Genomic DNA, 24890 nt, shown 5'->3' on the forward strand with positions numbered 1-24890 from the left:
CTTCACGTCGCCTCTTCCGAGCGACCACGCGGCGGTCCGGGTGGGACGGCGCCCGCGAGTTCGACCGTCATCGTGGTCCCGCGCTTCCACACGCTCTTCACTCGGATGGTGCCGCCAAGCGTGCGCACGGCGTGCTTGACGATCGCCAGGCCCAGCCCCGTGCCGCGCGCAATCTTGCTGCCATCACGCGACGCATCGACCTGGTAGAACCGCTCGAAGATGCGCTGCTGCATCGGCAGCGGAATGCCCACGCCGTGGTCGATCACCTCGAACACGCAGGTTCGCGGACCGTCGGCATCGTCGCCCGGCTCGATGCGGCCCGAGACGAGCACCTCGTCGCCGTCCTTGCTGAACTTCACGGCATTCTCGATCAGGTTCCGCAGGATGATCGTCAGCAGGTTTCGGTCGGTGCGGAGCTGCTCGAGCGCGGGATCGAGATCGAACCGCAGCACCACGCCGCCGCGCTCGCACATGGGCTCGAAGCTCTTGGTCAGCACGCGCGCCAGCTCGCTGGCCGGCACGAGCGACAGCCGCACCGCGCCCTCGAGTGCTTCCAGGCGAGAGAGATCCAGCAGGTCGCGGATCAGATCTTCCAGACGCAGCACGTTCTCGTCGAGCATCGACAAGAGCCGGGCACGCATGGCTTGGTCTTCGCTCGCCGGTCCTTGCAGCGTGTCGACGGCGCCGCGGAGCGCTGCGATGGGCGTGCGCAGCTCGTGCGAGGCATTGGCCGCAAAGTCGGTGCGGATCTCGAGCGCTCGCGCCAGCTCGCTCACGTCGCGCAGCACGAGCACCACGCCGCGCCCCGGCGCGCTTCCGACCGGCAGGATCGGCACCGCCGACATGTCCGCGACCTTCGAGCCTTGCTCGCTGGCGAACGTCACGCGCCGTCGATTGGCCTCGCCGCGCGACGCGCGGGCGTGCATCGACAACGCCTCGGCGTTGGTAAACACCTCATCGATCGGTCGCCCGAGAAGATCGTCGCGTGACATGTCGAGCCACTGCGCGCTCGCTTCGTTCGCACGCACCACCGTCTGACGGCCGTCGCACACCAGCACGGGAACGTCGAGTGCCGCGAGAACCGTCGAGAGATCCTCGTACGCCGAGCGGAGCGAAGACGAAGATTCCCGGGCTTCGTCCGCCCGACGCTCCGCGGCACGCAGCGTTCCGAGCCGAGCGTCCAAGGCGCGCCAGACGCCGGCGACCGCAATAACGATGACGATCGCCGAGAGCCACCCGGGCACATCGACCAGCACCAGCACGAGCGCCGTGCCCGCCGCCGCGCCCGAGAGCATCAACCAGCGTTGGCCGTGCGTGCGTGCCACGGCTTCTTGCGCTTCGGGGTCGTTAAGCGGGCGCGAGCTCATGCACCGCACGGTAGCCCACGCCGCGAACCGTCTTGATGTGCCGGCCCCACTGACCCATCTTGCGGCGGATGCTCGTGATGTGGACGTCGATGGTCCGCTCGGTCACCGTCACGCCCGGGCCCATGGCGTGGTTCATGAGTGCGCTGCGCGAAAGCACCTTGCCGTCGGCCTCGATCAGCGCCGAGAGCAGCCTGAACTCGGTGAGCGTGAAGGGAATCGTCTCGCCCTCCAGAGTCGCCTCGTGCGTCTCCAGATCGAGCGCGACCCCGCCCAGGCGGAGCACCTGCTCGCTCACGCGGCCGCGGCCCTGCGTCCGGCGGAACACCGCCTCGACCCGCGCCATCAAGACCTTCATCGAGAACGGCTTGGTGACGTAGTCGTCGGCCCCGACGGTGAGACCCACCACCTGGTCGACCTCGTCGGCCTTGGCCGTCAGCATGATGATGGGCACGTGGCTGATGCTCTTGTCCGCCCGGATCTGCCGGGCAACCTCCGTGCCCGAGAGATCGGGCAGCATCAGGTCCAGGAGCACCAGGTCGGGCCCCAGGGCCCGGGCCTTCGAGACGCCATCGGGCCCGGTGTGGGCCGTTGATGTCCGATAACCATTAGTTTGCAGGTTGTACTCGAGCAGATCCGAGAGGTCGCGCTCGTCCTCCACGATCAGGATCAGCTTCTCGTCGGCCGTGTGGCTGCGTGCGACCATGCCCTCGTCCCCTTCGATGTCCCGCTTGGCCCGAGCTCGGGCCCTGTCGTATGCAGGATTCTTGGGCGTCATGGCATGGCTCCCGGGCAGGGTACACACGACTTTAACATATCTTCGCATTCAGACGGAGATTCTGGTGTTCATAGATGCATCGGGCCGAAAAACTGATCGGACCCGTAGTTGGCAAGGGCTAAGTTGCTTGCTACGATCTCGGCTTCTCGCCCGGAGACGGGCCGATGCCGTGCGGAGCCAGGCCGTTCAAAGCGGCCTCCGCAGCGATTCGCGGGCTTGCCAGGGCGTGGCCTCCAACGGGCCGAGCCGAGCAAGCCAGAACGACGGGTTACCTCCGGCATCTTGGGGATGCCGGTCTTGGCTGACGACTCTGGCCCAGGACGGGCCAACGCCAGCCGTGCTTGGGGGCTCATGGTCGAGCCCGATGGGTCGGTGGCGTGGGTGGAACCCTTGTCCATCGGCAACGACGTGCGACCGGCCAATGCAACGTGCGGCCGGGCACGCTGGTGGAGTCGGGCGGCCAATCTTCCGCCCCTGAATCTCGAAGAAGGAGTCTCGTACGATGAGTCACACGAAGGCCACAGTGCTGCTCGCGGGCCTCGCCATGGGCCTTGGTGGCACGGCGATCGCTCAGACCTCGAGCCTGGACGAAGCCCGCTCGTTCGCCGCGGAAACCCGCAGCGACGCCTCGCGCGCTACGCTCAGCCAGGGCGCGGCGACCGGTCCTAACCTGTTCGGCCGCCTGCAGTTCCAGTACAACGTCACCCTGATCGATGAGCCGGTGCCCTCCACCGGCGAGGACTTCGCCAACGGCTTCCAGAACCGTCGTGCCCGCTTGGGCGCGAAGGGCGATGTTGGCGAGTTCGAGTACTACGTCCAGGGCAACTTCGGCCGCAACGGCGGCGGTTTCGACCTCCTCGACTTCCACATCTCGGTGCCCGTCCCCGGCATGGAAGAGGACGCCAAGCTGAAGTTTGGTCAGTTCAAGGCTCCGTTCCTGTACGAGGAGCTGGTCTCTTCGGGCAGCCAGCCGCTGGTCGATCGCTCGTTCACCAACAGCCGCTTCAGCCAGGGCCGTAGCCAGGGCATCTCGTTCATCTACGCCGGCAACGAGGACGACGACTACAAGGTCGAGGTGAACTTCTCCGACGGCTTCAGCTCGGCCAACACCGGCTTTGCCAGTGCTGCCGAGGCCGACTTCTCCATCGGTGGCCGCTTCGACTACAAGGTCCAGGGCGCCTGGAGCGACTTCAAGGACTTCGGCTCGTCCCAGGGCCAGGAGCAGGCCCTCCGCTTCGGCGGTGCGATCTTCTACCAGCAGGGCGACGGCACCTACGCCTTCGGTAGCGGTGCCACCACCGAGCTCGACCTGCTGAGCATCACCGCTGATGGCCAGTGGGAGAGCAACGGCTGGGGCGTCTACGGCGCCTTCATCTTCCAGGACGCCGACATGGGCATGGCGGGCGATGTCTCCGACATCGGCTTCGTCGCTCAGGCCTCGTACCGCTTCGACGAGAACAACGAGGTCGCCGGCCGCTTCGATTACATCCTGGCCGATGCCGACGGCGTCGATGACTTCGTCGCCCTGACCTTCGGCTTCACCCACTACGTCTATGGTGATAACAGCGCCAAGTTCGTTGCCGACGTCTTCTTCGTCTTCGAGACGGTCAACATGACTCCGCTCACCGGCGGTAGCGAGGGCCTCGCCCTGCTGCCCGACAGCGGCGACCCGCAGGCCGGTCTCCGCACGATGTTCCAGCTGAGCTTCTGATCATTCAGTAGCTAGTAGGACTCGATCGAATCAAAGAGCGGGTGGCCCGGTGTGGGCCGCCCGCTTCTTTTCTTGCGCACGTCGCGTTCGAACTCGTCGCGTGCCTACATCCGGTCGAGCGTCGGCAGGCCCAGCACGCCCAGGCCGTCCTCCAGCACGCGTGCGGTCAGGTCGCACAGCCATAGCCGTGCGTCGCGCGTCGCGTCGTCGTCGGCCCCCAGCACCTTGCACGACTGGTAGAACGAACTGAAGCGATTGGCGATCTCGAGCATGTGCTGGCACACGCGGTGCGGCTCCAGATGCTCGCCCACCGCGCGGACGACCGACGGATACCGGAGCAACGCCATGGCGAGCTGCTTCTCCGCCTCATGCTCGATCCGCACGGTGGCATCCTTCCAGCACTCACCCACGCCACGCGACGCCGCCTCGCGGAACATGCTCCGAATCCGCACGAGCGCGTACAACAGGTACGGACCGGTATCACCCTCGAACGCGAGGATGCGGTCGAAGTCGAACACGTAGTCGCGCGTTCGATCGTTCGCCAGGTCTGCGAACTTGAGCGCCGCCATGGCTACGACCTCGGCCGTCTTGGCACGCTCGCCCTCATCGAGACCATCGCTGCGCTCGGCCACGACGCGCTCGGCTCGATCGTGCGCCTCGTCCAGTAGGTCCTGCAGCTTCACGCTCTCGCCCGAGCGCGTCTTGAAGGGCCGTCCATCCGTTCCCAGGATCGTGCCGAACGCGGCGTGCTCGAGGCTCGCTTCCACGCCGTCGGGCGTCGTCGCGTACCCGGCCTTGCGCGCCGCGGCGAAGACCTGGCGGAAGTGCATCGCCTGACGCACGTCCACGCAATAAACCACGCGGCTCGCGCCGAAGTCTTGCACGCGCCGGCGGATCGCCGCGACGTCGGTCGTCGCATACAAGAACCCGCCGTCGCCCTTGCGCACCAACGCAGGCGGGTCCTTGCCCTCGCCGCGCACGACGAGCGCTCCGCCGTCTTCCTCCGCCACGCTGCGCTCGATCAGGTCGTCGACCATCGGCCCCAGCTCGTCGCGATAGCTCGATTCGCCCGCGCTCGCTTCCAGCGTGATCCGCGTGTGCATCCGCCGGCACACGTCCATGCACGCGCCCATCGTCACGTCGCTGATGCGCTGCCACAGGTCGACGGCCCACTGCTCGCCGCCCTGCAATGCCACCAGCGTCGCCTTGGCTCGCGCCATCGCCTCGTCGGCGTCGGCGACCTCGGCCTCGAGCTCGGCGATCACCTTCGGGCCAAGGTCCCACTTCTGGGCAAGCCGAAGGCCCGTGCGCCCCGCATCGGTGCGCTTCTTCATGGCCTTGTAGATTGCGTCGAGGTCGTCGAGCGTCACGGCGTCAAGATTGAGCCGCCCGGCCTGGCTCTCGCGGTGCAGCTCGTCGACGACCATCGCGATGGGCAGGCCCCAGTCGCCCACGTGGTTCTGGCGGATGACCACGTGCCCCAGTCGCTCGAATGCTCGCGCGATGGCGTCGCCGATGACGATCGCCCGGATGTGCCCGACGTGCATCTGCTTGGCCAGGTTCACGCCACACACGTCGACCACGATCTTCTGCGGCGTTGCGACCGGCGGCAGGCCCAGGTCGGCGCCGGCCAATTCGCCCAATAAGCCAGCGAGCGCCGGCCCGCGCAGCGTGATGTTGATGAACCCAGGCCCGGCGATCGACGCCTCGTCCAGCGGCTCGGCGACGTCCGACACGTCCACCGCCTCGACGATGGCGGCCGCCACCTCGCGTGGGTTGCGCTTCACCATCTTGCCCAGCGCCATCGCGGCGTTGCACTGGAAATCGCCCATCGTCGCCTTCTTGCTGGGCGCAATCAGCGGGTCGGCCTTGCCCGCGACCTCCGGAAACGCGCGATCGATCGCGGCGCGGAACCGCTCGTCGAGGATCGCCACGGGGTCGAGTTGGGCTGCCGGCAGGCTCTGGCTCGTGCTCATCGGGCCATCGTACGGGCCCTATGGCTCGCGCGCCCACGCCCGCAGCCGCTCGCGCAGCTCGTCGGCGTACCGCAGCGTCGAGGTCGAGGCCATCAGCACCTCGTCGTCTCGCAGCACCGCCACGCGCCCGCGCTCGACCGCGGGGATCGGCAGCTCGGCGATCGGCCCGAGCAGCGCCCGCCAGTCGTCGTCCTTGCCCGGCGCCAGCAGCACGATCGCGTCGGGCGAGATCGTCAGCACGTCCTCGACGTCTAGCGGCATGTAGGGCCGCCCGCCACCCAGCGCCGACACGCCCCCCAGGCGCACGAGCACCTCGTGGTGCACCGACCCGGGCCCCAACGCCGCCGCCGGCGTGCCGGGCATCAGCAGCAGCACCCGGCCCGCGGCCGCGAGATCTGCGTCGGTTGCGAGCGCCGCCTCGAATCGCTCAGCCGGCGGCGGGCCCGGATTGACTTCTTCCGACACCAACGCGTGCACGTTCGAGGCCAGATCGGCCAGCTGCTCCAGGCTCGTCAGCTCGAATGCGCGCAGCTCGAAGCCGATCTCGTCCGCCAGCTCCGTCAGCCCCACGGGCGCCGCCGACGCGCCCGACTCGTAGTACACGTGCGTCGCGCCCAGGCCCGACAGCCGCTCGAGATCCACGCCCGCCGCATCACCCACGACTGGCAACGCCGGGTCGAGCGCGACGTCGTAGCCCGACCGCCCCACGGCCAAGTCATCGGCCCCGAAGTCTCGCAGCATGATGCCCACCGCCGGGCTCGTCGTCGCGATGCGCAGCCCGCTCGTGGGCGGCGAGCTCGGCGCCTCGCCGCACGCCGCCAGCACGAGCAAGACCGGGCACGCCAGCCACCTCACGCCAGCACCGCCGTTGCCTCGCGCACGTGCGCGTCCAAATCCTTGAGCGCCGCACCATCGTGCAACGCAAACGGCCACGTGCGATCGAGCACCCGCTCCATGTCGCGCAGGCGTTCCCGCTCGGCCTCGGCGTCGTCTCGCATCGCGTCGAGCCGTGCCTCGCCGGCGTCACGAGCCTCGCGCAACACCGACCGAAGCTCGCCGAACAACCGCCTTCGTTCAATCGAACGCCTCGGCGCGGCCGCGATGGCCTCCACGATCTCATCGCGTTTCCGCTGTCGATCGTCCTGGTCGAGCATCTCAGGGTGGTGCCGAGCATGGTGCAGCCGCCACGCCGCGTCGGCGGCGCGCTCGGCGTCGGGCAGCGGGCCGTCGCGCAGCGGCAGCCGCAGCGTCGCCGTCGCGATCACGCCCGGCGCGAGGTCGGCCCGGCCCATCCACGCGCCGAGCCATTCCCGCGTCACGGCGTCGTACGCCTCGCCACCCGTCCCCATCACCCACGCGTCGCACAGCAGCGTGCGCGCGAAGCCCGTCATCGCGAGCGCCCGCGGTACGATCTGCTCGGGCAGGGGCTCGTTGCCGTGCACCGGCCGCCGCGGCTTCTCGGGCGTGAGCGCCCACAGCGGCAGCTCCCACGACGGTCCCATGTCGAGCGAACGCACGCCTGCGTCCGCATGGGCCTGCGTCGCCGCGTTGTACGCCAGCACGCAGCCGCGCGCCTCGCGATGCATGCGATCGACCCACATCCGAAACGCGGCGCCACGCGCCATGCCCGAGGCCATCAGCGTCGCATCGACCTCGATGCCTAGGACTTCCTGCGCCACGTCCAGCATCGCGCCGGTGTACTGCCGCGCGAGCGACGGTTCGCCCCGGCGTGCCGAGAGCGCCGCGTGCAACCGCTCCAAGCCTTGCTTCGCAGCCTCCTGCGGCCACTCCGTGCGCGCCTCGCGCGGCGTCTGGCCGGGCTCGATCGTCAACCGAGAGCCCGTCGGCGTGCCAGGCCGCACGAATGCGCCGGCATCCACCAGCCACTCGCGCCGCTTCAGCCGTCCCTCGTGCGTGCACGCGGGATAGGGAATCATCGTCGGCTCGTTCGCGTCCTGGTCCGGCGTCAGCCATACGAGCGCCGCGTCGTGCCGCGTCGCGAGCTCGTCGGCCGCGATCAGCTTCGCGAGGATGCCCGCGTGCCACGCCTCGGCCTGGTGCCCCACCATCACGATGGGCTTGTCGATGGGTAGTCCGAGTTCGGCCCGAGCCGCCGCCTTCGCCGCCGAAGGCTTCGCGAGTGTATCGAGCGCCGTGCCTGCTTCGGCGCGCACCGTGACCGACGCGAGCAACTGCTCCATCACGCCGGACATCGCCGCGCCAGCCGATCGGAGCAGCGTGCCAGCTCGCGCGCGAGCACCTCGCGGTAGTGCGCCAGCCGATGGTCGTGGTCGTCGAGCGGTCCGCCGAACGAGCGCGTCGCGTCGTTGTAGATCAAACGCACGGGTAGCTCACCGATGCGCAGGTTCTCCGCGACCGCCTGCACCCAGAACTGCATCGGGAACGCGTAGCCGTCGACGTCCAGGTCGAGCCGCTGCAGCGCCGACACGCGGTAGGCCTTGAAGCCGCAGAACGCGTCTGTGAGCTTCAGGCCCAACCGACGGTTGAGCTCTTCGGTAATGAGGCCGTTGATCTGCCGGCGCTCTTCGGGCGGTGCATCGTTCTCGGGGTGCACGTCGAGGTATCTCGAGCCGCTGACGACGTCCAGGTCGTCGCGCTCGATGGCCTGCAGGAAGTCGGGGATCGACGCGGGCTCGTGCTGCTCGTCGCAGTCCATCGTGATGACCCAGTCGAACTTGTCGACTGCCGCCCACCGGAACGCATCCATCAGCGACCGGCCGTACCCGCGGTTGTTCGCGTGGCGGATCACCTCGACGGGGAACTTCGCCAGCAGCGAGGGCGTTGCGTCGGTCGAGCCGTCGTCGAGCACGAGCACGTCGGGCAGGTACTCGCTCACGCGGCCAAGCACGCGCTGCACGTACTTCTCTTCGTTGTACACGGGGATGGCAAGCAACGTCCGGGCCATGAAATCTCCTGCGCGGTCGCTCTCGGGGAGCGATCACTCCTCGTCGGCCGCGGCTCCAGGGGCCGGGTAGTACGGGTCGCTGCCCTGGCCTTCGCGCTCGCCGCGAGCCAGCGAGGTGTACGCCTCGAAGCCGAAGGGCATGTCCCGCCCCTCGCTCCCCCGGCGTTGCGAACGGTTCTGGCGTCCGGCTTCCTCGATCTTCTGCATCAGCTCGGGCGTGAGCGCGTGGAACGCCCGGATCTCGTGCACGGGAATGGTGTACAACTCGCCCGCGGGCGTCTTGATCTGGAAGATGCTGCACTCGACCGCCTGCGAGACGACCCGGTCCGCCTCGTCGCCCTGGATGCCGCACGCGAGCATCGGGTGCACCTCGCCGATGGCGATCCGCTCGCCGCCGTGGGTGAGCACCGCCATCCGCCCGTCGAACAGTTCTGGTTCGGGCTCGGTGGGCGTCACGCTGCTGACGAGCTGGCCGCCACCGGGCAGCTCCATCGCCGGCGACTGCGTTCGCCGCCGCATGCCTTCGGCCGACAGCGTGGTCAGGATCTCGCGGCACATGTCGTGCCAGAACGCCTCGCGCAGCGTTATGGCGCTGCTGGCCGAGCCGAGGACCGACCCGCCCTGCCGCCGCTCGCGCAGGCTTCCGCCGTGCACGACGTCTCCGCCGGCGCTCCGCGGCCTCTCTCCGTTCTGCGCACTCATCAAGGCACAATAGCGACCCTTGCATCAGGCCGGCCGGGCACCCGCCTCCGGGGTAGTCACTATCCCTCGGCCTCGGCCATCGCCTCGGCCCGCGTCGCCGCCAGTCCACGCCGCACGTATTCGATCTCGCGTGCCCACGCCCGGGCCGAGGTCTCTTCGACGCCCGGCAGGTCGGCCTGCACCGGCGCCCGCGTCCGCAGAACCTCGGGATGCTTTGCTGCAATCGCCTCGAACCCCCGCAGGGCCTTCTCGCCGCGCTCGACCGTCGCGAGGGCCCGGCGGGCACGCTCCCGCACGGCTCGCTCGTACGCACCCCGCCCGAGGCCGCTCTCGAGGCGTTCCCGGAGTTGGTCCTTGGCCAACGCCGCCTCGGCCCTTGCCACGCCCATCAGCCGATGCCCCTCTTCGATCTGGGCCGGCAGGTCGCTCTTCAGGCTTACGCGGTCGGTGCGAACGCCGCGTCCCGCGTCCTCGCCGAGCGCGAGCCGCAGGACGCGCCGGGCCGACCCCTCGACGCCGTCGACCAGCTTGAGGGCCGCCGCCACGTCCGCCGGCACGCGCCCCCGCGTCCCCCCGTCGGCCCGAGGCTCGACCAGGGTCAGCAGCCCGGCATCCTCGCCGGGCGCCACCGCCCCGGTCATCAACTCGCACTCGCCGGCGACCAGCCGCGTCGCCCGGACCGGCCTCGACGGCCGTAGCAGCCCCTCGGCCAGCCCCGTGCTGGCCCCCCGACGCTCGAGCGCCACCCACAGGGCCGAGTAGCGCTCGCGCGACATCCGATCTCGATCGACTCCCTCGGGCATCAGTTCCAAGAACGCCGGTGGCCCGTCCCACGACGTCGCGAGCCCGGGTTCGATCCACGCGCCAGAGCCAAGCACGGCCAACTCGAGTTGCTCCGGGCCCGCGGCATCACCGTCCCCCGCCAACCAGATCCACACGGGAGACCGGGCGTTCGCGATCGCCGTGCCCAGCGCCCACGCCAGGTCGTCGCGTACTCGGCCTGGGCTGAACTCGAGCAGCACGCCCGCGTACGTCGGGTCGGCCCCGCGGTCGATCTGGGTCTTGAGTTCTCGGACCAATGCCGCAGAATCGACGTGCCCTTCGACCCGGACGTGCAAGACCACGGCCGCCGGTTCACGCTGCAGGCCCAGGACGCACGCACAGCACGCGAGCACGAGAACCCCCGCCAGCACGCGTCCGAGGCATCGAATGTCGAGGAAACCACCCATGGCCGCACCCCCCGGCGTCGGTCTTCCGCCATCAGGGTACCCGAGAGTCCGCGAACCCGCGAATCGTTTTTCGGTCCGTGGCGTCCCCGAGCCGCCTCGGTACGAATGGGGCTCAAACTCCGTGCCCATCTTCACTTTGAAGAAAGTGGCGTCCGGAACCCGCCGATGCCAAGAGGCAACCACGGTGCGGGAGGCACGACTATGGACAATGGCAAGCGGGAGTTCGAAGAACTCCGCAACATCCTGAAGAAGCTCGATCGGTCGCTCGACGAGGCCCAGCACAAGCGCACGCACGGCTCGACGCCGCCCGCGCCCACCCAGGCCCACGTGCCGCCGCAGCCCACGCCCGCGCCGGCCGTCCCGGCTGCGCCCGCCGTGATCCCCGATTCCGATCAACCGGCCGAGGCCCAGCCCGGTCGACTCAAGGCAAAGCCCCTCCGCCGCAACCGCCCCGAGAATTCCGGGCCGTCGCACGGCTGGGTTCGCTGAGCCCCACGCACCGCTCGCGCCGCACCCGCACCGCGGCCAACAAGGGGGACGCCATGCTCTCGCGCCTCTTCGGCAAGGACAACTCCAAGCGACCGCAGCCCCAGCAGGGGCCCGACGTCGAATCGATGGCGGCCCAGGCTTCGGACACGTCCGACATGGCCACGTTCGACCGCTTCGGCAGCACCATCATCGCCACGCTCCGCGAGCGCACGCTCTCGGGCAACGAGGCGGCCGCGCTGGTCGTCGCCCTCACCGACAAGCTCACCGACCCCGGGCAGACGCCCGCGCGCCACGTCGTGCTCGACCTGCAGAACGTCGAGTACATGGACTCGGCCTGCATCGGCGTGCTCGTCGAGCTGCTCACCCGCCTGCAGAAGGCCGGCGGCCGCGTGGCCCTGGTCAACGCCGCGGCCAACGTCGAGTGCCTCTTCAAGCTCACCCGCCTCGACCGCCTCTTCCCCATCTGCCGCGACGTGATGCGCGCCATCGAGGCCGTCGAACGCCACGCAGCGTAGGGCCCACCCGTCCGTCACTCCGGCGGGCGTGCATATCTCCAAGTTTCGTGTACACTCTCCCTAGGGGTTCTTCTGGCCCGGGGAGGTGATCGCATGCACCGCCTTTGCACGAGTCTCGCGCCGCCGCTCGTACTGACCTCGTGTCTAATCACGGGCTCGCAGGCGGCGGGCCAGTCAGTTCTAGATGATTTCTTTCTCGAGATCCGGGCACCCGCCGTTGTCACGCCGTCGCACCCCGTGGTTGGCATCGAAGTTCTACTCGGGCACGTTGCCCACCCAGGCGAACGTGCGGTTAATCAGGGCGGCGAATTCAGGGTCAAGGCGTTGGGCATCGCGCATTCGACGTTCCTGGATCCGAGTTACGTGCGTGGCTACGACGGTCAACCGCGATGTGAGTCCGGCACAAGTATCCCATGGAGCGATGGCGTCCTGTCAGCGCAGGGCGATGAGGTTACCGGAATCAGTGCTGGGCAATTGCACTTTCCGCCTTCTGTTCCGGGGAGCCTTGACAACCCTCTGCCGCTCTGGACTGCACGATGGACGACCACGGACTTCACGCCGCGCGTCGTCGAGATCCGCGCCGAGCCTGAGCGATGCTTCAGCTGGGCTGGCCTGACCGGACGCATGTTCTGGCAAACCCCCGACCCCGGCATCGCCACCATCGTCGTCCGCACCGACTGCCTTGCCGACCAGGACGGCAACGGCGCGCTCGACCTCTTCGACTACTTCGCGTTCCAGAACTTCTTCATGGGCGACAGCCCGGTGGCGGACCTGGACGAGGACGGCACGCTGACGATCTTCGACTTCCTGGCGTTCCAGAACGCGTTCGAGGCGGGCTGCTGACTTCGTGCTCGGACTGCCGACACGCAACACGCCCGGGCGAGGCCGCCCGGGCGTGCTTCATGGCTGGTTGGCGTTGAGCGTTACGGGTTGCCTTCCGCCCACCCGTCGCCCGACTGGCTCACCTCGACCGTGCCGTCTTTTCGCTGGGTGTAGGTCACGGTGCCCTTCGTGGCGCGGACCTTGACGCCCAGGTCCATGGCCAGGCAGTCGACCAGGTGCTGGCCCTCGTCGCCGTCGCCCACGTTGCAGCCGATCAGGCAGATCTCCGCGTCGTTGGCGAACTTGCCGTCCTCCTTGAGCGCGTCGACGAACGTCTGGTAGGCGCCGAGCTTGCCGCCGTCCTCATCCTTGCCGATCCACTTGCCGTCCTGACGGGTGTTGCCGTCGCCCATCGAGATCTGGCCGTCGGTGCCGTGGTTGGCGATGATCAGCTTCTTCACGGGCTTGGCGTCGCAGACCTCCATGGTCGCGTCGGACACGTCGTCGACCTCCTCGACGGTGTAGCCCTCCTGGTCCTTGTAGTACTTCCACCGCAGCGTGTGCGTGCCGACCTTGTCGGAAATCACCAGATCGGGCTCGTGGATCGTGAGCGTCGAGCTCGTGCCAGTCTTGGCCTCCTTATCGCTCTCGACCTCGGCCGAGACGCCGGCGAACACGGCGGTAATGTCCGGGCCCGTCGGGCCGAAGCGCACCAGGTGGTACACGCCCGGCTCGTTGATCTCGAGCTGGAACTCGCCCAGGTCGCCGCAGAAGCCCAGCTGGAAGTCCTCGAAGTACTGGTACGGCAGGTGGCTGCTGCGCGGCGCCTGCACCTGCGTGAAGTCGGGCCCGAGCGGAATGATCGCCGGCACGTCGACCTGGAGCTGGTTGTACAGGGCAAGCTCGATGTTCTCGCCGTACTGGGCCTCGACCGGATCGATCACCTGAAAGTCGCGGCAGCCCGGCAGCGGATCGCAGCCACGATCGAAGTCGTTCTGGAAGGCGAGGAAGTCGAACAGCGTCAGCACGCCGTCGCCGTCCCAGTCGGCGACCGGATCGCCGGTGACGAAGGCGTTCTGGAACGCCAGGAAGTCGAAGATGGTCAGCTGCCCATCTCCATCGAGGTCGGCCCGGCAGGCGGGCTGTCCGAATGCGGGAGCGGCCACGCCGGCCACGAGTGTGGCGGCCGCCGCGATGAAAACGTTCTTCCACGAGCGCGTACGCATAGCTCTGTCCTTTCGTGCTTAGAATGGAGTCATACCAGGAAGCGCAGGATTGCCACGCGACTCACGTCGAAGTCCCGACATTGAGCATCAAGTTCTTGCGAATCTAGCCATTGAAGAGTGCATGGAAGGAAAGCAAGTCAAACGGGGTAAACTCGCCGTCGAGATCGACGTCGGCCCGAGGGTCGCGCGCCTCCCAGAAGGACTGGAAGCGCAGGTAGTCGTAGACGGTCAATGAGCCATCGCGATCGAAGTCGGCCGGATGACGCACGAACTCTTCGGCCAGCCGCAGCGTGCCCTCGAGCAGCTCTTCGCCCGCGAGCAGGATCTGGTCGGGCGGCGGATCGAAGCCCGGCAGCGTGATCGGCCCGGTCGGTCGGAGCTCGATGGTCCACGACAGCGAATCGAGTTCGCCGTAGAACCAGTCGGTCGCGTTGCCGCTGTACAAGTAGAGCACGGTCGCGCCCGTGCCGACCTCGTACTCGGCCCCGGTCGCCTCGCGCACGCCGTCGGCGAACGCGTCGCCCAGTTCGGTCATCTCGGCGATATCGATCGGTTCCTCGAGCGTGTAGCCCCAGGGGCTGAGCACGAACTGGCTGAAGGTGTGCACGTCGAGGTGCCCGACGATGCGATCGCGCATCGGCTCGAGTGCCTCGGTCAGCGCGATCAGCTCGGGCTCGCTGAAGGGCTCTGGTCCGCGGTAGTTGCTGCTGCCGGGGTCCGGGCTCGAGCCGCGTCCGCCCCACTCATACGACCAGTTTCGATTCAGGTCGACGCCGAAGAGCCGATCGCTGATCCGACGTTTGTTCTTCCGCCAAAACCGCTGGTCGGTCCAGGTGTAGTCGAAGCCGTCGGGATTGACCATCGGCAGGAACACCCACTCGAGCTCGTCGAGCAGGTGCGTGATGCGCGGATCGACGCCATACCCCTCGACGAGGCTCTCGATCACGTACGTCGTGGCCGCGGGGCTCAGCCACTCGCGCGCGTGCTGGCAGGCGTTGATGACGAACACGGGCTTGTCGGGCCGTCCGTCTCCGTCGAGCACGATGCTCGGTATCTCGCGGCCCTCGATCGACGTTCCGATGGTCTCGATGGTCGCCACGCCCGGTGCCGAACGGGCGATCGCCGCCCAGCGCGCCCGATACTCGTCGAGCGTGCGGTACTCCTCGTACCACGCGACGTCGTCGCGCTCCGATCGGGCCGCGATGCGGGCTCGCTCGGCGTCGACCACCACCTGCAGGTCGGGCGTGAGCACGTCGTGCTCGATCCGCAGCTCGAGGAAGCGAGCGTACTGCTCGGGCGAGAGCCGCATGTCCACCGGGCCGAGCGGCACGATCCGGTGCGTCCAGACGTCGGGCGACAGCGGCTCGATGGCCTCCATCACCGCACGCGTGGCCATCGGCACGCGCACGTGCTTGTGCCCGGCGTACGGCCCGTCACCCTCCTGCGCGTGCGCACCACCCAGCGTTGCGAGAACGACGAGCGTTGCCAGTGCCGGTCGCCTCACGCGTGCCTCACGCGTCGAACAGCGTCTGGAACGCGAGGAAGTCGAACAGCGTGAACGCGCCGTCCCGGTCGATGTCCGCCGTCGGATCGCCGGCTTCCCACAGCGACTGGAACAGCAGGAAGTCGAAGATGGTCAACGCGCCGTCGCGATCGAAGTCGGCCGGGTGCGGCGGGCCGCAATCGACCTCGACCACCAGCTCGTCGATGCCTGCCTCGACCAGCGAGCCGTCGCCCTCGTCGGCGGCGATGAAGAGCAGACGCATCTGATCCGTCGGCTCGACGACGTCGTCGATGCGATAGCGCCTCGTCTCCCAGCCGTTGGTCGACTGGTTCGTCGCGTCGAGCAACTCCCACGACACGCCGTCGTCGTTGCTGATGAACACGGCGAACGTGTCCTGCCCCGCCGCGGCGCCCTGGTTGTTGCTGTACCACAGCGCGAACGAAACGAACGGCGTGGGATTCGGCTTGCCCGCAACGACCGTCGCATCGAACACCGGCGACACCAGCGATGTGAACCCATCATCAACGTCGTACGTGCCCGCCGAGTCGCCCGCGCGCGGATCGGTGAACCAGCCGTTCACGCCGTCGGGCGACGCGTCGTCCTCGGGCTGGGCGCTGGTCTCTTCGGGATCGCCGTTGGCCCATTGGCCCGTGCTGGCGGTGTCGTCCGGCAGGCCGGCGATCCAGTCCCCCACCACTTCGCACGCGTCGCGCGACACGACCGTCGGATCGGTCGAGCGTTGGGTGAAAACGCCCGCCTCCGGATAGCGATAGACCGTGCCGTCGAGCGTGGCCGCCTCGACGTAGAACTCACCAAGCTGGCCGCACTGCAGCGCGGGCAGCTCGATCGAGTAGTCCTCTCCGTCGACGTTCACGATCGATGCCGGGGCAAAGTCATCGCCCGGGTTCACGCGGGCAAAGCCGCGGACAGAGGCCGGGTCGAGCTCGTCCAGGCCGTCGCGCACTTCGAATAGCCGGATCGAGGTCTCGCCCACCGGCGCGCCCCCGACCTGCGGCACCACGTGGAAGCGCAGCGGCTGGGCCATCATCTCGGCGGCGCGAAGCACGCCCTCGAGGAGCTCACGGCCCGTGGGCAGGATCTGGTCCGGATCCGGGTCGAATCCGCCCGCGCTGCGCGAGGCCGGCCGCAGCTCGATCGTCCAGCCGAAGCCCTCGCCGGCGGTCTCGCCGTACACCCAGTCCTTCGCTGATCCGCTGGTCAGGTACAGCCCGCTGCTGCCCTGGGCCGCGGTGTAGACCTCGCCCGACGTGTCGAAGATGCCGCCGGCGATGGTGTCGCCGATCTCCTGGAACACCGAATCGTCCTCGGAAGGATCGAACGTGTAGCCCAGCGGGTGCAGCACGAGCTGGCCGTACGTATGGACGTCGAGGTGGATCACGGTTCGATCGCGGCGGTCACCCACGAACGCTGTGAAGACCTGCAGTTCGGGCTCGCTGAACGGGCCCGTGCCGCGGTACGTCTGGCTGCCCGGGTCGGCGCTCGCGCCCGGCTCGCCCCACGCGACCGACCAGTTGCGGTTGAGGTCGACGCCGAACTCGTCGCTGCCGTCGATGTCGCGGCGGTTCTTGCGCCAGAAGCGCTCGTCGGTCCACGTGAAGTCGAAGCCGTCGGGGTTCACCATGGGCGTGATGACCCACTCCAGGTCGTCCAGCAGGCTCGTGATGCGTGGATCGGTGCCGTAGCCCTCGACGAGCTGCTCGATCAGGTACGTCACCGCGGCGGGGCTCACCCACTCTCGCGCGTGCTGGCAGGCGTTGATGAGCATGACGGGCTTGCCGTCGACGCCGTTGCCGTTGAGCACGAACCCAGGCATGTCGCGACCCTCGAGCGACTGGCCGATGACCTGGAAGCCCGCGACGTCGGGATTGATGTCCGAGATCTGCTGCCAGCGCACCCAGAACTCGTCGAGCGTGCGGTACTCGTCGTAGAACGTCAGGTCGTCGCGCTGGCTGCGATCGCGGATGCGCGCCATCTGGGCGTCGACCACGACCTGCAGGTCGTCGACCAGCACCTCATGCGTCAGGTCGAGATCGACGAAGCGGGCGAACTGGTCCGGGCTCAGCCGCAGCTCGACCGGCTGGAGCGGCATGATCGTGTGCGTCCAGACATCAACGCCCAGCGGCTCGATCGCCTGCATCACCCGGCGCGTCGCCGCCGGGATCCGCACGAGCTTGTGACCAACGTACGGCCGGGCACCCTGCTCGGGCTGGGCCAGGGCATCGGCCGCCGGTGTAAGGGCCTGGCCCATCGCCAGTCCGGAAACCGTGAGCAGCGAGAGCGCCGACACCGATGCGACGAGCGAGCGTGTACCTCGGGCAGGAACGAATGACATGAGAAGCGTCTCCTAATAGGGAAGGCCGGACCGGTCGCCCGCCGCAGATCGGTACGGCCGGGTGGCTCCAGACGTTTCCCAAGCCGCCGGTATCATGCCCACCATGGCCGAGCAGGCGGGCATCCCCGATCGAGACACCGGCGGCGGCATCCAGCGGTGGACGTCGCTGGTCGGTCTGGGGCTGGGCCCGGTCGTCGCCGTCCTCGTCGGCGTGCTGCTGCCCGACTCGGTGCCCGGAGCCGAGGGCGCCATCGAGCTCGGCCGGGCGGCTCGCATCACCGCCGCCGTGGCGTCGCTCATGGCCATCTGGTGGCTCACCGAGGCGCTGCCGCTGAGCGCCACTGCCCTCTTGCCCATCGCGCTGCTGCCGATGCTCGGCGCCACGAGCATCGGCGAGGCGACGGCGCCCTATGCACGGCCCGTCATCTTCCTCTTCCTGGGCGGCTTCATGCTGGGCCTGGCCATGGAGAGGTGGGGCCTGCACAAGCGCATCGCGCTGCTCACCATCCTGGCCGTGGGTACGGGCCCGCGCTCGGTCATCGCGGGCTTTATGCTGGCGACGGCGGCGCTGAGCGCCTTCGTCTCCAACACGGCGACGGTGATCATGCTCATCCCCATCGCCACCAGCGTGCTGGCGACCCTACCCGAGAACCCTGATGCGCCCGAAGGTGCCCGGGCCCGCTTCGCGACGTGCCTCGTGCTCGCGATCGCCTACGCCGCATCGATCGGCGGCATCGCCACGCTCATCGGCACGCCGCCCAACGCCGTGCTGGCCGGCTTCGTGCAGGGCCGCGAGGAGTACACCATCAGCTTCGGTCGATGGATGCTGCACGCATTGCCGCTCGTCGCCGTGCTGCTGCCGGTCGCCTTCCTGCTGCTGGTCGGCCCGCTCTTCCGCATCAAGGGCGCCATCGGCGGCAGCCGCGACGTCGTGCGCGACGAACTGCGCGACCTGGGTCCGATGAAGCCGGGCGAATGGGTGGTGCTGTCGATCTTCTCGGTGACTGCGAGCCTGTGGATCTTCAAGGACCTCGTCCTTCGGTTGCAGATCTTCGAGGACCTGGGCATCAGCCTGAGCGACGCCCAGATCGCGATGCTGGCGGCCGTCGCCCTGTTCGTCGTTCCAGTCAATAAGCAGTGGACCACCTTCGCCCTCGACTGGGAAACGGCGCGTAAGGCGCCCTTCGGCATCCTGCTGCTGTTCGGTGGCGGGCTGAGCCTCGCCGCGGCCGTCAGCGCGACGGGCCTGGACGCCGCCATCGGCCAGCAGTTCGCTCGCCTGCAGGGCGTGCCGATCTGGCTCATCGTGCTGGGGCTGTGCCTGACCGTGACGTTCCTGACCGAGCTGACCAGCAACACGGCCGTGACCACCGCGCTCCTGCCCGTGCTCGCGGCCGCCGGCCCGGCCCTGGGCATCGACGACGCTTACCTGCTGCTGCCCGCGGCGGTGTCGGCCTCGTGCGCATTCATGCTGCCGGTGGCGACGCCGCCGAACGCGGTCGCCTTCGCGAGCGGCCACGCCACCATCATGCAGATGGCGCGCACGGGCGTGCTGCTCAACGTCTTGTTCGCCGGAGTCGTGACGGTGTGGGTGATGATCGTCGCGCCGCGGCTGCTGACCTGAGCGGCTCGATTACGCGCGCGGCCGATGCTCGAACTTCCAGCGGCGGATCGGCACGCCCGCTGACCGCGAGAGCTCGAGCGCTCCCCCACTGCGCAGCCACCGCGCTGCGGCATGCTGGTCGGCCCCGCTCGAGACTCGCACCACGAGCACGCCGCGCGCCACACGGTCGGCCGCTGCCCGCTCGCCAAGTCCACCCGGCGCCAGCCCCGCCCAGGCCTGCTGGATCGACTGGCCCGTCCGTGCGACGGCGTCGAATCCGAGCCTTGCCTGCCGGAACTCGTTCTCGAGATCGAGCCGCGGCGATCGCGTCCGCCAGCCGCGGAGGCGATCGATCTGGGCGAGGCTCTCTGTGTGGCTCATGTTCGGTTGCATGGTCATATGTTCGGTCAAAGATCGGACATGGCTGCACAATATTCTTGTTTTGTCCGGTTTTTGTCCCAATCCAACTGGGAACCACTCCGGCATATCCTCGGCCCATGCCTACCCGAATCACGATCGCGGGCCTGACCAAGACTTTCGGCAAGGCCGACCGGCAGGTCAAGGCCGTCGACGCGGTCGATCTGGTCATAGAGCCCGGCGAGATCTTCTTCCTGCTCGGCCCATCGGGCTGCGGCAAGACGACGCTGCTGCGGATGATCGCCGGCTTCATCGAGCCGACTGCGGGCGCGATCCACTTCAACGAACGAGATATTACCAAACGAAGCCCGAACCAACGCAATGCTGGAATGGTGTTCCAGAGCTACGCCCTCTGGCCGCACATGACCGCCGCCGAGAACGTGGCGTTCGGGCTCAAGGTACGGAAGATCTCGAAGGAGGACCGGCTCGAGCGCGCGAAGGCGGCGCTGGAGGACGTGCAGCTCGCCCACCTGGCCGACCGCAAGCCCGGCGAGCTCTCCGGCGGCCAGCAGCAGCGCGTGGCCTTGGCCCGGGCCCTGGTCATCCGGCCCGACGTACTCCTGCTCGACGAGCCGCTCTCGAATCTTGACGCTCGGCTCCGCAACGACCTGCGTGAAGAGATCCGCCGCATCTGCAAGTCCTCGGGCATCACGACCGTCTACGTCACGCACGACCAGAAGGAAGCACTCAGCGTGGCCGACCGGATCGCCGTCATGAAGGACGGAAACGTGGTGCAGGCGGGCTCGCCAATGGAACTCTACCGTCGCCCCACCACGACGTTCGCCGCGGCGTTCCTAGGCGAGACCAATCTGATCGCAGGCACGCTCGAGGGCGGCGGGGCGGCGGGCGCGATCGTGGAGGTCACGACCGACGTGGGGCGCATTCGTGGGACGCTGTCCGCCGTGGCGGAGGCCGGCCGACGCGTAAGGGTTTCGATCCGCCCCGAGAGCCTGCGTGCGGCAGAACGGGGCGCCATCAGCGGCTCGGTCGATGCCTCGACCTATCTGGGCGACGTCGCCCACCACCGCGTCCGGACGAACGGTGGGGGGTACTTGAGTGTTTCGGAGTTTGCGCCCGGGCCCCAGAGTGCCTTTACCGGCGATGTGGGGCTCGACGTGGAGCCGCAGGACGCCGTCGTCTTGGCGGACTAGGCGGCCGGAAGTTCCACGTGGAACGTGGTGCCGCGACCGGGCTCGGAAGAGACCCGGAGCCTTCCGCCCCACCGCTGGCAGAGCATCCGCACGACCACCAGCCCGATGCCCTTCGAGCCGTGCGGCAAACCGCCCTGGTTGATCGAGGCCACGCTGCGCTCGTCGAGACCATGGCCCTGGTCCTCGACCCAGATCATCCACGCCGACGGTCTCCAGGCCGATCCGGGCGTGTATCCGGTCGAGATCGAGATCGTGGAGCCTCGAGGCGACGCCGAGATCGCATTCAGTACGAGATTCAGTACGATGTGCTCGGCCACGATGGCGGGTACGGCCAGCTGGCCAGGCCCATCATGCGAAGAGCGTATCGACACGCCCTCTTCGACCGTTCGATCCTGGACCGAAGCCACGACCGCGTCCAGCGCGGCCTGGAGTGATGCTTTCGGCTCCTCTCCGGGGCCGTGCTTCGTCAGATCGACGAGGAGGCTGCAGATCGCAACGGCCCGCTGGCATCGGTCTACGGCCCGCTCGATGAGTTGATCTCGTACTTCCTCATCGCCAGCCGTATGCTCGAGTAGATCAGCCAGGCCGACGACGGGCGTGAGCAGGTTGTTGACCTCGTGGGCGATCGCGGCGGCGATCCATTCGCCCGCTTCGGCTTCGCGCATCGGCTCCGTCAGTTCCCGCTCCATGTACGTAGCATCGGTTGCCTCGTGACGTCGTACCAGCAAACCGTGTCACGTGGAACACCCGTGCTTGCCCGATAAACTTTGCCATGGCAACACAACGACCCCGGAAGCTCGGCCGCGGACTGTCCAGCCTGCTCGAGGATGCTTCGCCCCAGCGTGTGGACGCACCGGGAACAAAGTTATCGGACACTGCGGAGAGAATCAGGGAAATCCCGATTGACGACATCAGGCCCAACTCGTTCCAGCCCAGGATCAAGTTCGACGATCGGCACTTGGCCGAGCTCGCGGCGTCGATCAAGCTCGCTGGGCTGATGCAACCCATCGTCGTCCGCCAGGTCGGCGATCGTGCATTCGAGCTTATTGCCGGCGAGAGGCGGTGGAGGGCCTGCCGCATGGCCGGGCTCGCGACGGTGCCTGCGATCGTGCGTGTCGCCGACGATCGCAATTCAGCGGAGCTCGCGCTCATCGAGAACGTCCAGCGTTCGGACCTCAATCCGATCGAGCGGGCCAACGCGTTCCGCGCGCTCATGGGCAAGTTTTCGATGACCCAGTCCGACGTGGCCGACCGCGTGGGGCTCGATCGGTCGTCGGTCGCCAATCTCTTGCGGCTGCTGGAGTTGCCCGAAGACGTCCGCAACATGATCTCCGATGGCGTGCTTTCGGCCGGTCATGGTAAGATGCTGGCCTCCATTTCCGACGAGGCAAGGCTGCGCGAGCTCGTTGAGCGCATCATGGGCGAGCACCTTTCGGTCCGCCAGACCGAGAAGGCCGTGCGCGAGATTACCCAACGAGCGAAGGGCGGCAGTGACGCGAGCCCGACGGAGTCGACCGATCGAGACGCAAACATCCGGGATCTCGAGACCAAGCTCGGCGAGCACCTGAAGACACGCGTGCGCATCGACGTGTCGGGTAAGGGTGATAAGGGAAAGCTCGTCATCGAGTTCTACGATCTCGAGCACTTCGACGGGTTGATGCGCTCGATGGGGTTCGAGGCGTCGTAGCTCGTGATCCAGTCCAGACCATTGATTCGTGCGTCTGTCGCTTTCACGCGATTTGCTTGATAAGATCTCCGTCTCGGGGGATTTGTGGCTGGCAGTACCGCGCCCGCCGTCGTTGTTTGAATTGACCTCCCTCGGAGTACGCATGCCACGTAAGAAGAAAACCTCCAAGCGATCGGTGAGCCGCAAGCCCGCCGCCTCGCTCCAAGAGATTTCGGTCTCCGACATCCACGACGAGCTTGAGCGCCGCCGTGAAGAAGCGGTCGAACTCGCCGAAGAACGTGCCGAGTTGGTCGAGCGCGTGGCCGAAATCGATGACTTGCTCGCAGAGCTGGGCGTGACCCCGCGTGCGGGTCGCTCGCGTGGACGTTCCAGCAAGAGTGGTTCGGCGCGCTCGCACGGGGGCGGTCGCGGGCGGACCACAACGAAGAAGAGCAAGCGCACGGCGTCGAAGAAGAAGGCAACTCGGAAGACCGCGAAGAAGGCGACCGTCAAGGCGCCCACCAAGCCGCGCGGCTCGCGGAAGCGCCATCGCAACGATTCCAATCTCGTCGAGGCGCTCCAGCAGGTGCTCAGCGGCAAGACGATGGGCGTGACCGAGGCCGCAGCGGCAGTCCAGGCCGCGGGCTACAAGACGACGAGTCCGAACTTCCGGACCATCGTCAACCAGACGCTGATCAAGCACCCCAAGACCTTCCCCAAGCAGAGCCGGGGCAAGTACACCGCGAAGTAGTCCTCAGCGTCCTGCCGGGCCGCGCGTTGCCGCAGGATCGTGGTCTCGATCCGGATCCGTTGGCAGCACGATCGTAAAGGTCGAGCCCTTGCCGGGCTCGCTCGAGATCGTGATGCGCCCGCGGTGGTCTTCGACGACGCGCTTGGTCACGGCCAGTCCCAGGCCCGTTCCGCGCACGCCCTTGCTCGTCTGGAAGGGCTCGAAGATCGACTTGTGGCGGTCCTTGGGGATGCCCGGCCCGTTGTCGATCACCATGACGTGCGCTTCTCCCGGGCTGCCCGGCCCGCGCGAGTCGGGCTCTTCGTAGTGCAAGCGCACGGTGATGGAGCCGCTGCCCTGCGGGACGGCTTCGAGCGCGTTGGTTAGCAGGTTCATCACCGCCTGGTGGATGAGCGAGGCGTCGATCGGCACCGGGGGCACCTCGTCCTCGGCGTCGACGATCAGCGCCACGCCCTGCTGCTCGCACACCGATTCGATGAGCTGCGCACACTCTTCGATCAGCGGCCGTAGGAACGTGAACTCGATCTCGACCTGCCGCTGGCGGCTGAAGGCGAGCATGTTGGTCGTCAGTCCGGCGATGCGGTCGAGGTTGCGCCTGAGGATGCCCCAGCCCTGCCGCGAGATCGCGAGGTCTTCGCGGTCCAGGCCCATCTCGACCAGGTCGGCCCCGCCGCTGAGGCCCTGCAGGATGTTCTTGATCGAGTGGCTCAGGCTCGCAACGGTCTGGCCCATCGCGGCCAGGCGCTCGGTCTGCAGCTTGCCCTGGTGCAGTTGCAGGTTTGCGAGCGCGATGCCCGCCTGCTGCCCGACGGCGTGGAGCAATCGCAGTTGCTCGTCGGTAAAGGTCTGGTCGGTCGCCGAGGTATCGATGTAGATTGCGCCGAACACGGTAGCGCGATGCTCGATGGGCACGCAGATGGCGCTGCGGATGCGCAGGTTCTGCACCGAATCTCCCGCGGCGAAGCGCGGATCCATCATCGCATTGGTCGAGAGCACCGCCTCGCCCGTGCGCACGGCGTGCAGCAGGATCGTGCGGCTGACCTGGATGCGATCGTCTTCGCGGCCCTTGATGAGCGCGCGGTTCTTGACGGCGCCGGGCGCGAGCTTGCCCTTTTCATCAATGAGCATGACGACGCCCCGCTCGGGCTTGAACTCCTCGAAGATGAGCTCGAGCAGGCCGTGCAGGAGCGCGCCGCGCGTGACCGACTTGGCCGCCAGCTCGGTGATCTGGTAGACGACGCGGAGGTACTCGAGCGCGTGCTGCTCGGCGGGCCCGCTCTGGCCGTTGGCGGCGGTGGGGGCGTCGGCCGGTCGCTTGAGGGTCGCGTCGACGCTCGTGGCCATCTCGCCGGGCCTGAGCAGCTCGATCATGTCGAACTCGTCGACGATGCTCGAGCGCCCGAAGGCGAGGGTGGTCTGGCCCACGGTGATGGTGTCGCCCGTGCGCAGGCGGATGCGGCCGTCGATCTGCTTGCCGTTGACGAGCGTGCCGTTCTGGCTGTCGAGGTCTCGCAGGTACCACTCGCCGCGGTCGGGCGTGAGTTCCGCGTGGCGTCGGCTGACGGCCTGGTCGCCCAGGGGCAGGGCCTCGCTCGAGCGGCCGAGCATCTGCGGCTCGTTGGCGGGCAGCTCGAATCGCTTGCCCTTGGTGGGCCCCTCGATGACGGTCAGCACCAGCACGCCCTTGGTATACGCCCGCCGGGGCGG

At 68.0% G+C, this 24890-nt stretch carries 22 protein-coding genes; 8 read left to right on the top strand and 14 right to left on the bottom strand.

Annotated features, from left to right (window positions below):
• Window positions 1–2: 2 nt before the first annotated feature.
• A complete protein-coding gene (locus RIA68_11990; protein ID MEQ8318161.1) occupies window positions 3–1367 on the bottom strand; it encodes an ATP-binding protein in 1365 nt (454 codons plus the stop codon).
• On the bottom strand, window positions 1348–2142 hold the full coding sequence (locus tag RIA68_11995) for a response regulator transcription factor (protein ID MEQ8318162.1): 795 nt from the start codon (window positions 2140–2142) through the stop codon (window positions 1348–1350). Before RIA68_11995 ends, RIA68_11990 begins: the two co-directional genes overlap by 20 nt.
• A 502-nt stretch (window positions 2143–2644) precedes the next feature.
• Here RIA68_11995 and RIA68_12000 point away from each other — a divergent pair.
• Window positions 2645–3853: a porin gene (locus RIA68_12000; protein MEQ8318163.1), complete on the top strand. Its 1209-nt coding sequence runs from the start codon at window positions 2645–2647 to the stop codon at window positions 3851–3853.
• A 104-nt stretch (window positions 3854–3957) separates the two neighbouring features.
• Here RIA68_12000 and argS read toward each other — a convergent pair whose 3' ends face one another.
• The 6 genes from argS to RIA68_12030 are packed head-to-tail and all read right to left on the bottom strand — an operon-like array spanning window position 3958 to window position 10686.
• Window positions 3958–5829, bottom strand: coding sequence for an arginine--tRNA ligase (argS, locus tag RIA68_12005; GenBank protein MEQ8318164.1), 1872 nt, complete (start codon window positions 5827–5829; stop codon window positions 3958–3960).
• 18 nt (window positions 5830–5847) lie between these two features.
• Window positions 5848–6684 (bottom strand): hypothetical protein, encoded by an 837-nt coding sequence (locus RIA68_12010; GenBank protein ID MEQ8318165.1) that lies wholly within the window; start codon window positions 6682–6684, stop codon window positions 5848–5850.
• Window positions 6681–8042 (bottom strand): hypothetical protein, encoded by a 1362-nt coding sequence (locus tag RIA68_12015; protein ID MEQ8318166.1) that lies wholly within the window; start codon window positions 8040–8042, stop codon window positions 6681–6683. The genes RIA68_12010 and RIA68_12015 overlap by 4 nt, the downstream gene beginning before the upstream one ends.
• The gene (locus RIA68_12020) at window positions 8030–8755 is read right to left on the bottom strand and encodes a glycosyltransferase family 2 protein (GenBank protein MEQ8318167.1); all 726 of its coding nucleotides are present in this window, start codon (window positions 8753–8755) and stop codon (window positions 8030–8032) included. Before RIA68_12020 ends, RIA68_12015 begins: the two co-directional genes overlap by 13 nt.
• A gap of 33 nt (window positions 8756–8788) precedes the next feature.
• On the bottom strand, window positions 8789–9457 hold the full coding sequence (locus RIA68_12025) for a hypothetical protein (protein ID MEQ8318168.1): 669 nt from the start codon (window positions 9455–9457) through the stop codon (window positions 8789–8791).
• A 59-nt stretch (window positions 9458–9516) separates the two neighbouring features.
• Window positions 9517–10686 carry a hypothetical protein gene (locus RIA68_12030; GenBank protein MEQ8318169.1) on the bottom strand — a complete coding sequence of 390 codons (1170 nt, stop codon included), beginning with the start codon at window positions 10684–10686 and terminating at the stop codon, window positions 9517–9519.
• 201 nt (window positions 10687–10887) lie between these two features.
• Between RIA68_12030 and RIA68_12035 the strand changes: the two genes are divergently transcribed.
• The 3 genes from RIA68_12035 (at window position 10888) to RIA68_12045 (ending at window position 12533) form a co-directional block, all read left to right on the top strand.
• The gene (locus tag RIA68_12035; GenBank protein ID MEQ8318170.1) at window positions 10888–11175 is read left to right on the top strand and encodes a hypothetical protein; all 288 of its coding nucleotides are present in this window, start codon (window positions 10888–10890) and stop codon (window positions 11173–11175) included.
• Window positions 11176–11228: 53 nt separating this feature from the next.
• Window positions 11229–11690 (top strand): STAS domain-containing protein, encoded by a 462-nt coding sequence (locus RIA68_12040; protein MEQ8318171.1) that lies wholly within the window; start codon window positions 11229–11231, stop codon window positions 11688–11690.
• 624 nt (window positions 11691–12314) lie between these two features.
• Window positions 12315–12533: a GC-type dockerin domain-anchored protein gene (locus RIA68_12045; protein MEQ8318172.1), complete on the top strand. Its 219-nt coding sequence runs from the start codon at window positions 12315–12317 to the stop codon at window positions 12531–12533.
• Between the two features lie 80 nt (window positions 12534–12613).
• Here RIA68_12045 and RIA68_12050 read toward each other — a convergent pair whose 3' ends face one another.
• The 3 genes from RIA68_12050 to RIA68_12060 all read right to left on the bottom strand — a co-directional run bounded on the left by RIA68_12050 (window position 12614) and on the right by RIA68_12060 (window position 17595).
• Window positions 12614–13738 (bottom strand): GC-type dockerin domain-anchored protein, encoded by a 1125-nt coding sequence (locus RIA68_12050; protein MEQ8318173.1) that lies wholly within the window; start codon window positions 13736–13738, stop codon window positions 12614–12616.
• Window positions 13739–13841: 103 nt separating this feature from the next.
• Window positions 13842–15242, bottom strand: a complete 1401-nt coding sequence (locus RIA68_12055; GenBank protein MEQ8318174.1) for a M14 family metallocarboxypeptidase — start codon at window positions 15240–15242, stop codon at window positions 13842–13844.
• A gap of 7 nt (window positions 15243–15249) precedes the next feature.
• A complete protein-coding gene (locus tag RIA68_12060) occupies window positions 15250–17595 on the bottom strand; it encodes a M14 family metallocarboxypeptidase (GenBank protein MEQ8318175.1) in 2346 nt (781 codons plus the stop codon).
• 103 nt (window positions 17596–17698) lie between these two features.
• On the opposite strand from RIA68_12060, the gene RIA68_12065 reads away from it, so the two are divergent.
• Entirely contained in the window at window positions 17699–19219 is a 1521-nt protein-coding gene (locus RIA68_12065) for an SLC13 family permease (GenBank protein ID MEQ8318176.1), read from the top strand.
• Between the two features lie 9 nt (window positions 19220–19228).
• On the opposite strand, the gene RIA68_12070 is transcribed toward RIA68_12065, so the two are convergent.
• The gene (locus RIA68_12070) at window positions 19229–19579 is read right to left on the bottom strand and encodes a hypothetical protein (GenBank protein MEQ8318177.1); all 351 of its coding nucleotides are present in this window, start codon (window positions 19577–19579) and stop codon (window positions 19229–19231) included.
• Window positions 19580–19695: 116 nt separating this feature from the next.
• Here RIA68_12070 and RIA68_12075 point away from each other — a divergent pair, with 116 nt between their 5' ends.
• Complete coding sequence (locus RIA68_12075; GenBank protein ID MEQ8318178.1) at window positions 19696–20766, top strand: ABC transporter ATP-binding protein; 1071 nt, start codon at window positions 19696–19698, stop codon at window positions 20764–20766.
• Here RIA68_12075 and RIA68_12080 read toward each other — a convergent pair.
• A complete protein-coding gene (locus tag RIA68_12080) occupies window positions 20763–21431 on the bottom strand; it encodes a HAMP domain-containing sensor histidine kinase (GenBank protein ID MEQ8318179.1) in 669 nt (222 codons plus the stop codon). The genes RIA68_12075 and RIA68_12080 overlap by 4 nt on opposite strands.
• 107 nt (window positions 21432–21538) lie before the next feature.
• On the opposite strand from RIA68_12080, the gene RIA68_12085 reads away from it, so the two are divergent.
• The gene (locus RIA68_12085; GenBank protein ID MEQ8318180.1) at window positions 21539–22453 is read left to right on the top strand and encodes a ParB/RepB/Spo0J family partition protein; all 915 of its coding nucleotides are present in this window, start codon (window positions 21539–21541) and stop codon (window positions 22451–22453) included.
• Between the two features lie 28 nt (window positions 22454–22481).
• Window positions 22482–23183 (top strand): hypothetical protein, encoded by a 702-nt coding sequence (locus tag RIA68_12090; GenBank protein ID MEQ8318181.1) that lies wholly within the window; start codon window positions 22482–22484, stop codon window positions 23181–23183.
• Between the two features lie 3 nt (window positions 23184–23186).
• On the opposite strand, the gene RIA68_12095 is transcribed toward RIA68_12090, so the two are convergent.
• Window positions 23187–24863, bottom strand: a complete 1677-nt coding sequence (locus RIA68_12095) for an ATP-binding protein (GenBank protein MEQ8318182.1) — start codon at window positions 24861–24863, stop codon at window positions 23187–23189.
• Window positions 24864–24890: the final 27 nt, after the last annotated feature.

The sequence above is a fragment of the Phycisphaerales bacterium genome, assembly GCA_040217175.1.
In the GTDB taxonomy this organism is placed as follows: domain Bacteria; phylum Planctomycetota; class Phycisphaerae; order Phycisphaerales; family UBA1924; genus JAHCJI01.

Excerpts from the sequence above, each read along its gene's own strand:
- RIA68_11990 (MEQ8318161.1), bottom strand. The coding sequence starts at position 1,367 with ATGAGCTCGCGCCCGCTTAACGACCCCGAAGCGCAAGAAGCCGTGGCA.
- RIA68_11995 (MEQ8318162.1), bottom strand. The coding sequence starts at position 2,142 with ATGACGCCCAAGAATCCTGCATACGACAGGGCCCGAGCTCGGGCCAAG.
- RIA68_12000 (MEQ8318163.1), top strand. The coding sequence starts at position 2,645 with ATGAGTCACACGAAGGCCACAGTGCTGCTCGCGGGCCTCGCCATGGGC.
- argS (MEQ8318164.1), bottom strand. The coding sequence starts at position 5,829 with ATGAGCACGAGCCAGAGCCTGCCGGCAGCCCAACTCGACCCCGTGGCG.
- RIA68_12015 (MEQ8318166.1), bottom strand. The coding sequence starts at position 8,042 with ATGTCCGGCGTGATGGAGCAGTTGCTCGCGTCGGTCACGGTGCGCGCC.
- RIA68_12020 (MEQ8318167.1), bottom strand. The coding sequence starts at position 8,755 with ATGGCCCGGACGTTGCTTGCCATCCCCGTGTACAACGAAGAGAAGTAC.
- RIA68_12025 (MEQ8318168.1), bottom strand. The coding sequence starts at position 9,457 with ATGAGTGCGCAGAACGGAGAGAGGCCGCGGAGCGCCGGCGGAGACGTC.
- RIA68_12030 (MEQ8318169.1), bottom strand. The coding sequence starts at position 10,686 with ATGGGTGGTTTCCTCGACATTCGATGCCTCGGACGCGTGCTGGCGGGG.
- RIA68_12035 (MEQ8318170.1), top strand. The coding sequence starts at position 10,888 with ATGGACAATGGCAAGCGGGAGTTCGAAGAACTCCGCAACATCCTGAAG.
- RIA68_12040 (MEQ8318171.1), top strand. The coding sequence starts at position 11,229 with ATGCTCTCGCGCCTCTTCGGCAAGGACAACTCCAAGCGACCGCAGCCC.
- RIA68_12045 (MEQ8318172.1), top strand. The coding sequence starts at position 12,315 with ATGTTCTGGCAAACCCCCGACCCCGGCATCGCCACCATCGTCGTCCGC.
- RIA68_12050 (MEQ8318173.1), bottom strand. The coding sequence starts at position 13,738 with ATGCGTACGCGCTCGTGGAAGAACGTTTTCATCGCGGCGGCCGCCACA.
- RIA68_12060 (MEQ8318175.1), bottom strand. The coding sequence starts at position 17,595 with ATGTCATTCGTTCCTGCCCGAGGTACACGCTCGCTCGTCGCATCGGTG.
- RIA68_12065 (MEQ8318176.1), top strand. The coding sequence starts at position 17,699 with ATGGCCGAGCAGGCGGGCATCCCCGATCGAGACACCGGCGGCGGCATC.
- RIA68_12070 (MEQ8318177.1), bottom strand. The coding sequence starts at position 19,579 with ATGAGCCACACAGAGAGCCTCGCCCAGATCGATCGCCTCCGCGGCTGG.
- RIA68_12075 (MEQ8318178.1), top strand. The coding sequence starts at position 19,696 with ATGCCTACCCGAATCACGATCGCGGGCCTGACCAAGACTTTCGGCAAG.
- RIA68_12080 (MEQ8318179.1), bottom strand. The coding sequence starts at position 21,431 with ATGCGCGAAGCCGAAGCGGGCGAATGGATCGCCGCCGCGATCGCCCAC.
- RIA68_12085 (MEQ8318180.1), top strand. The coding sequence starts at position 21,539 with ATGGCAACACAACGACCCCGGAAGCTCGGCCGCGGACTGTCCAGCCTG.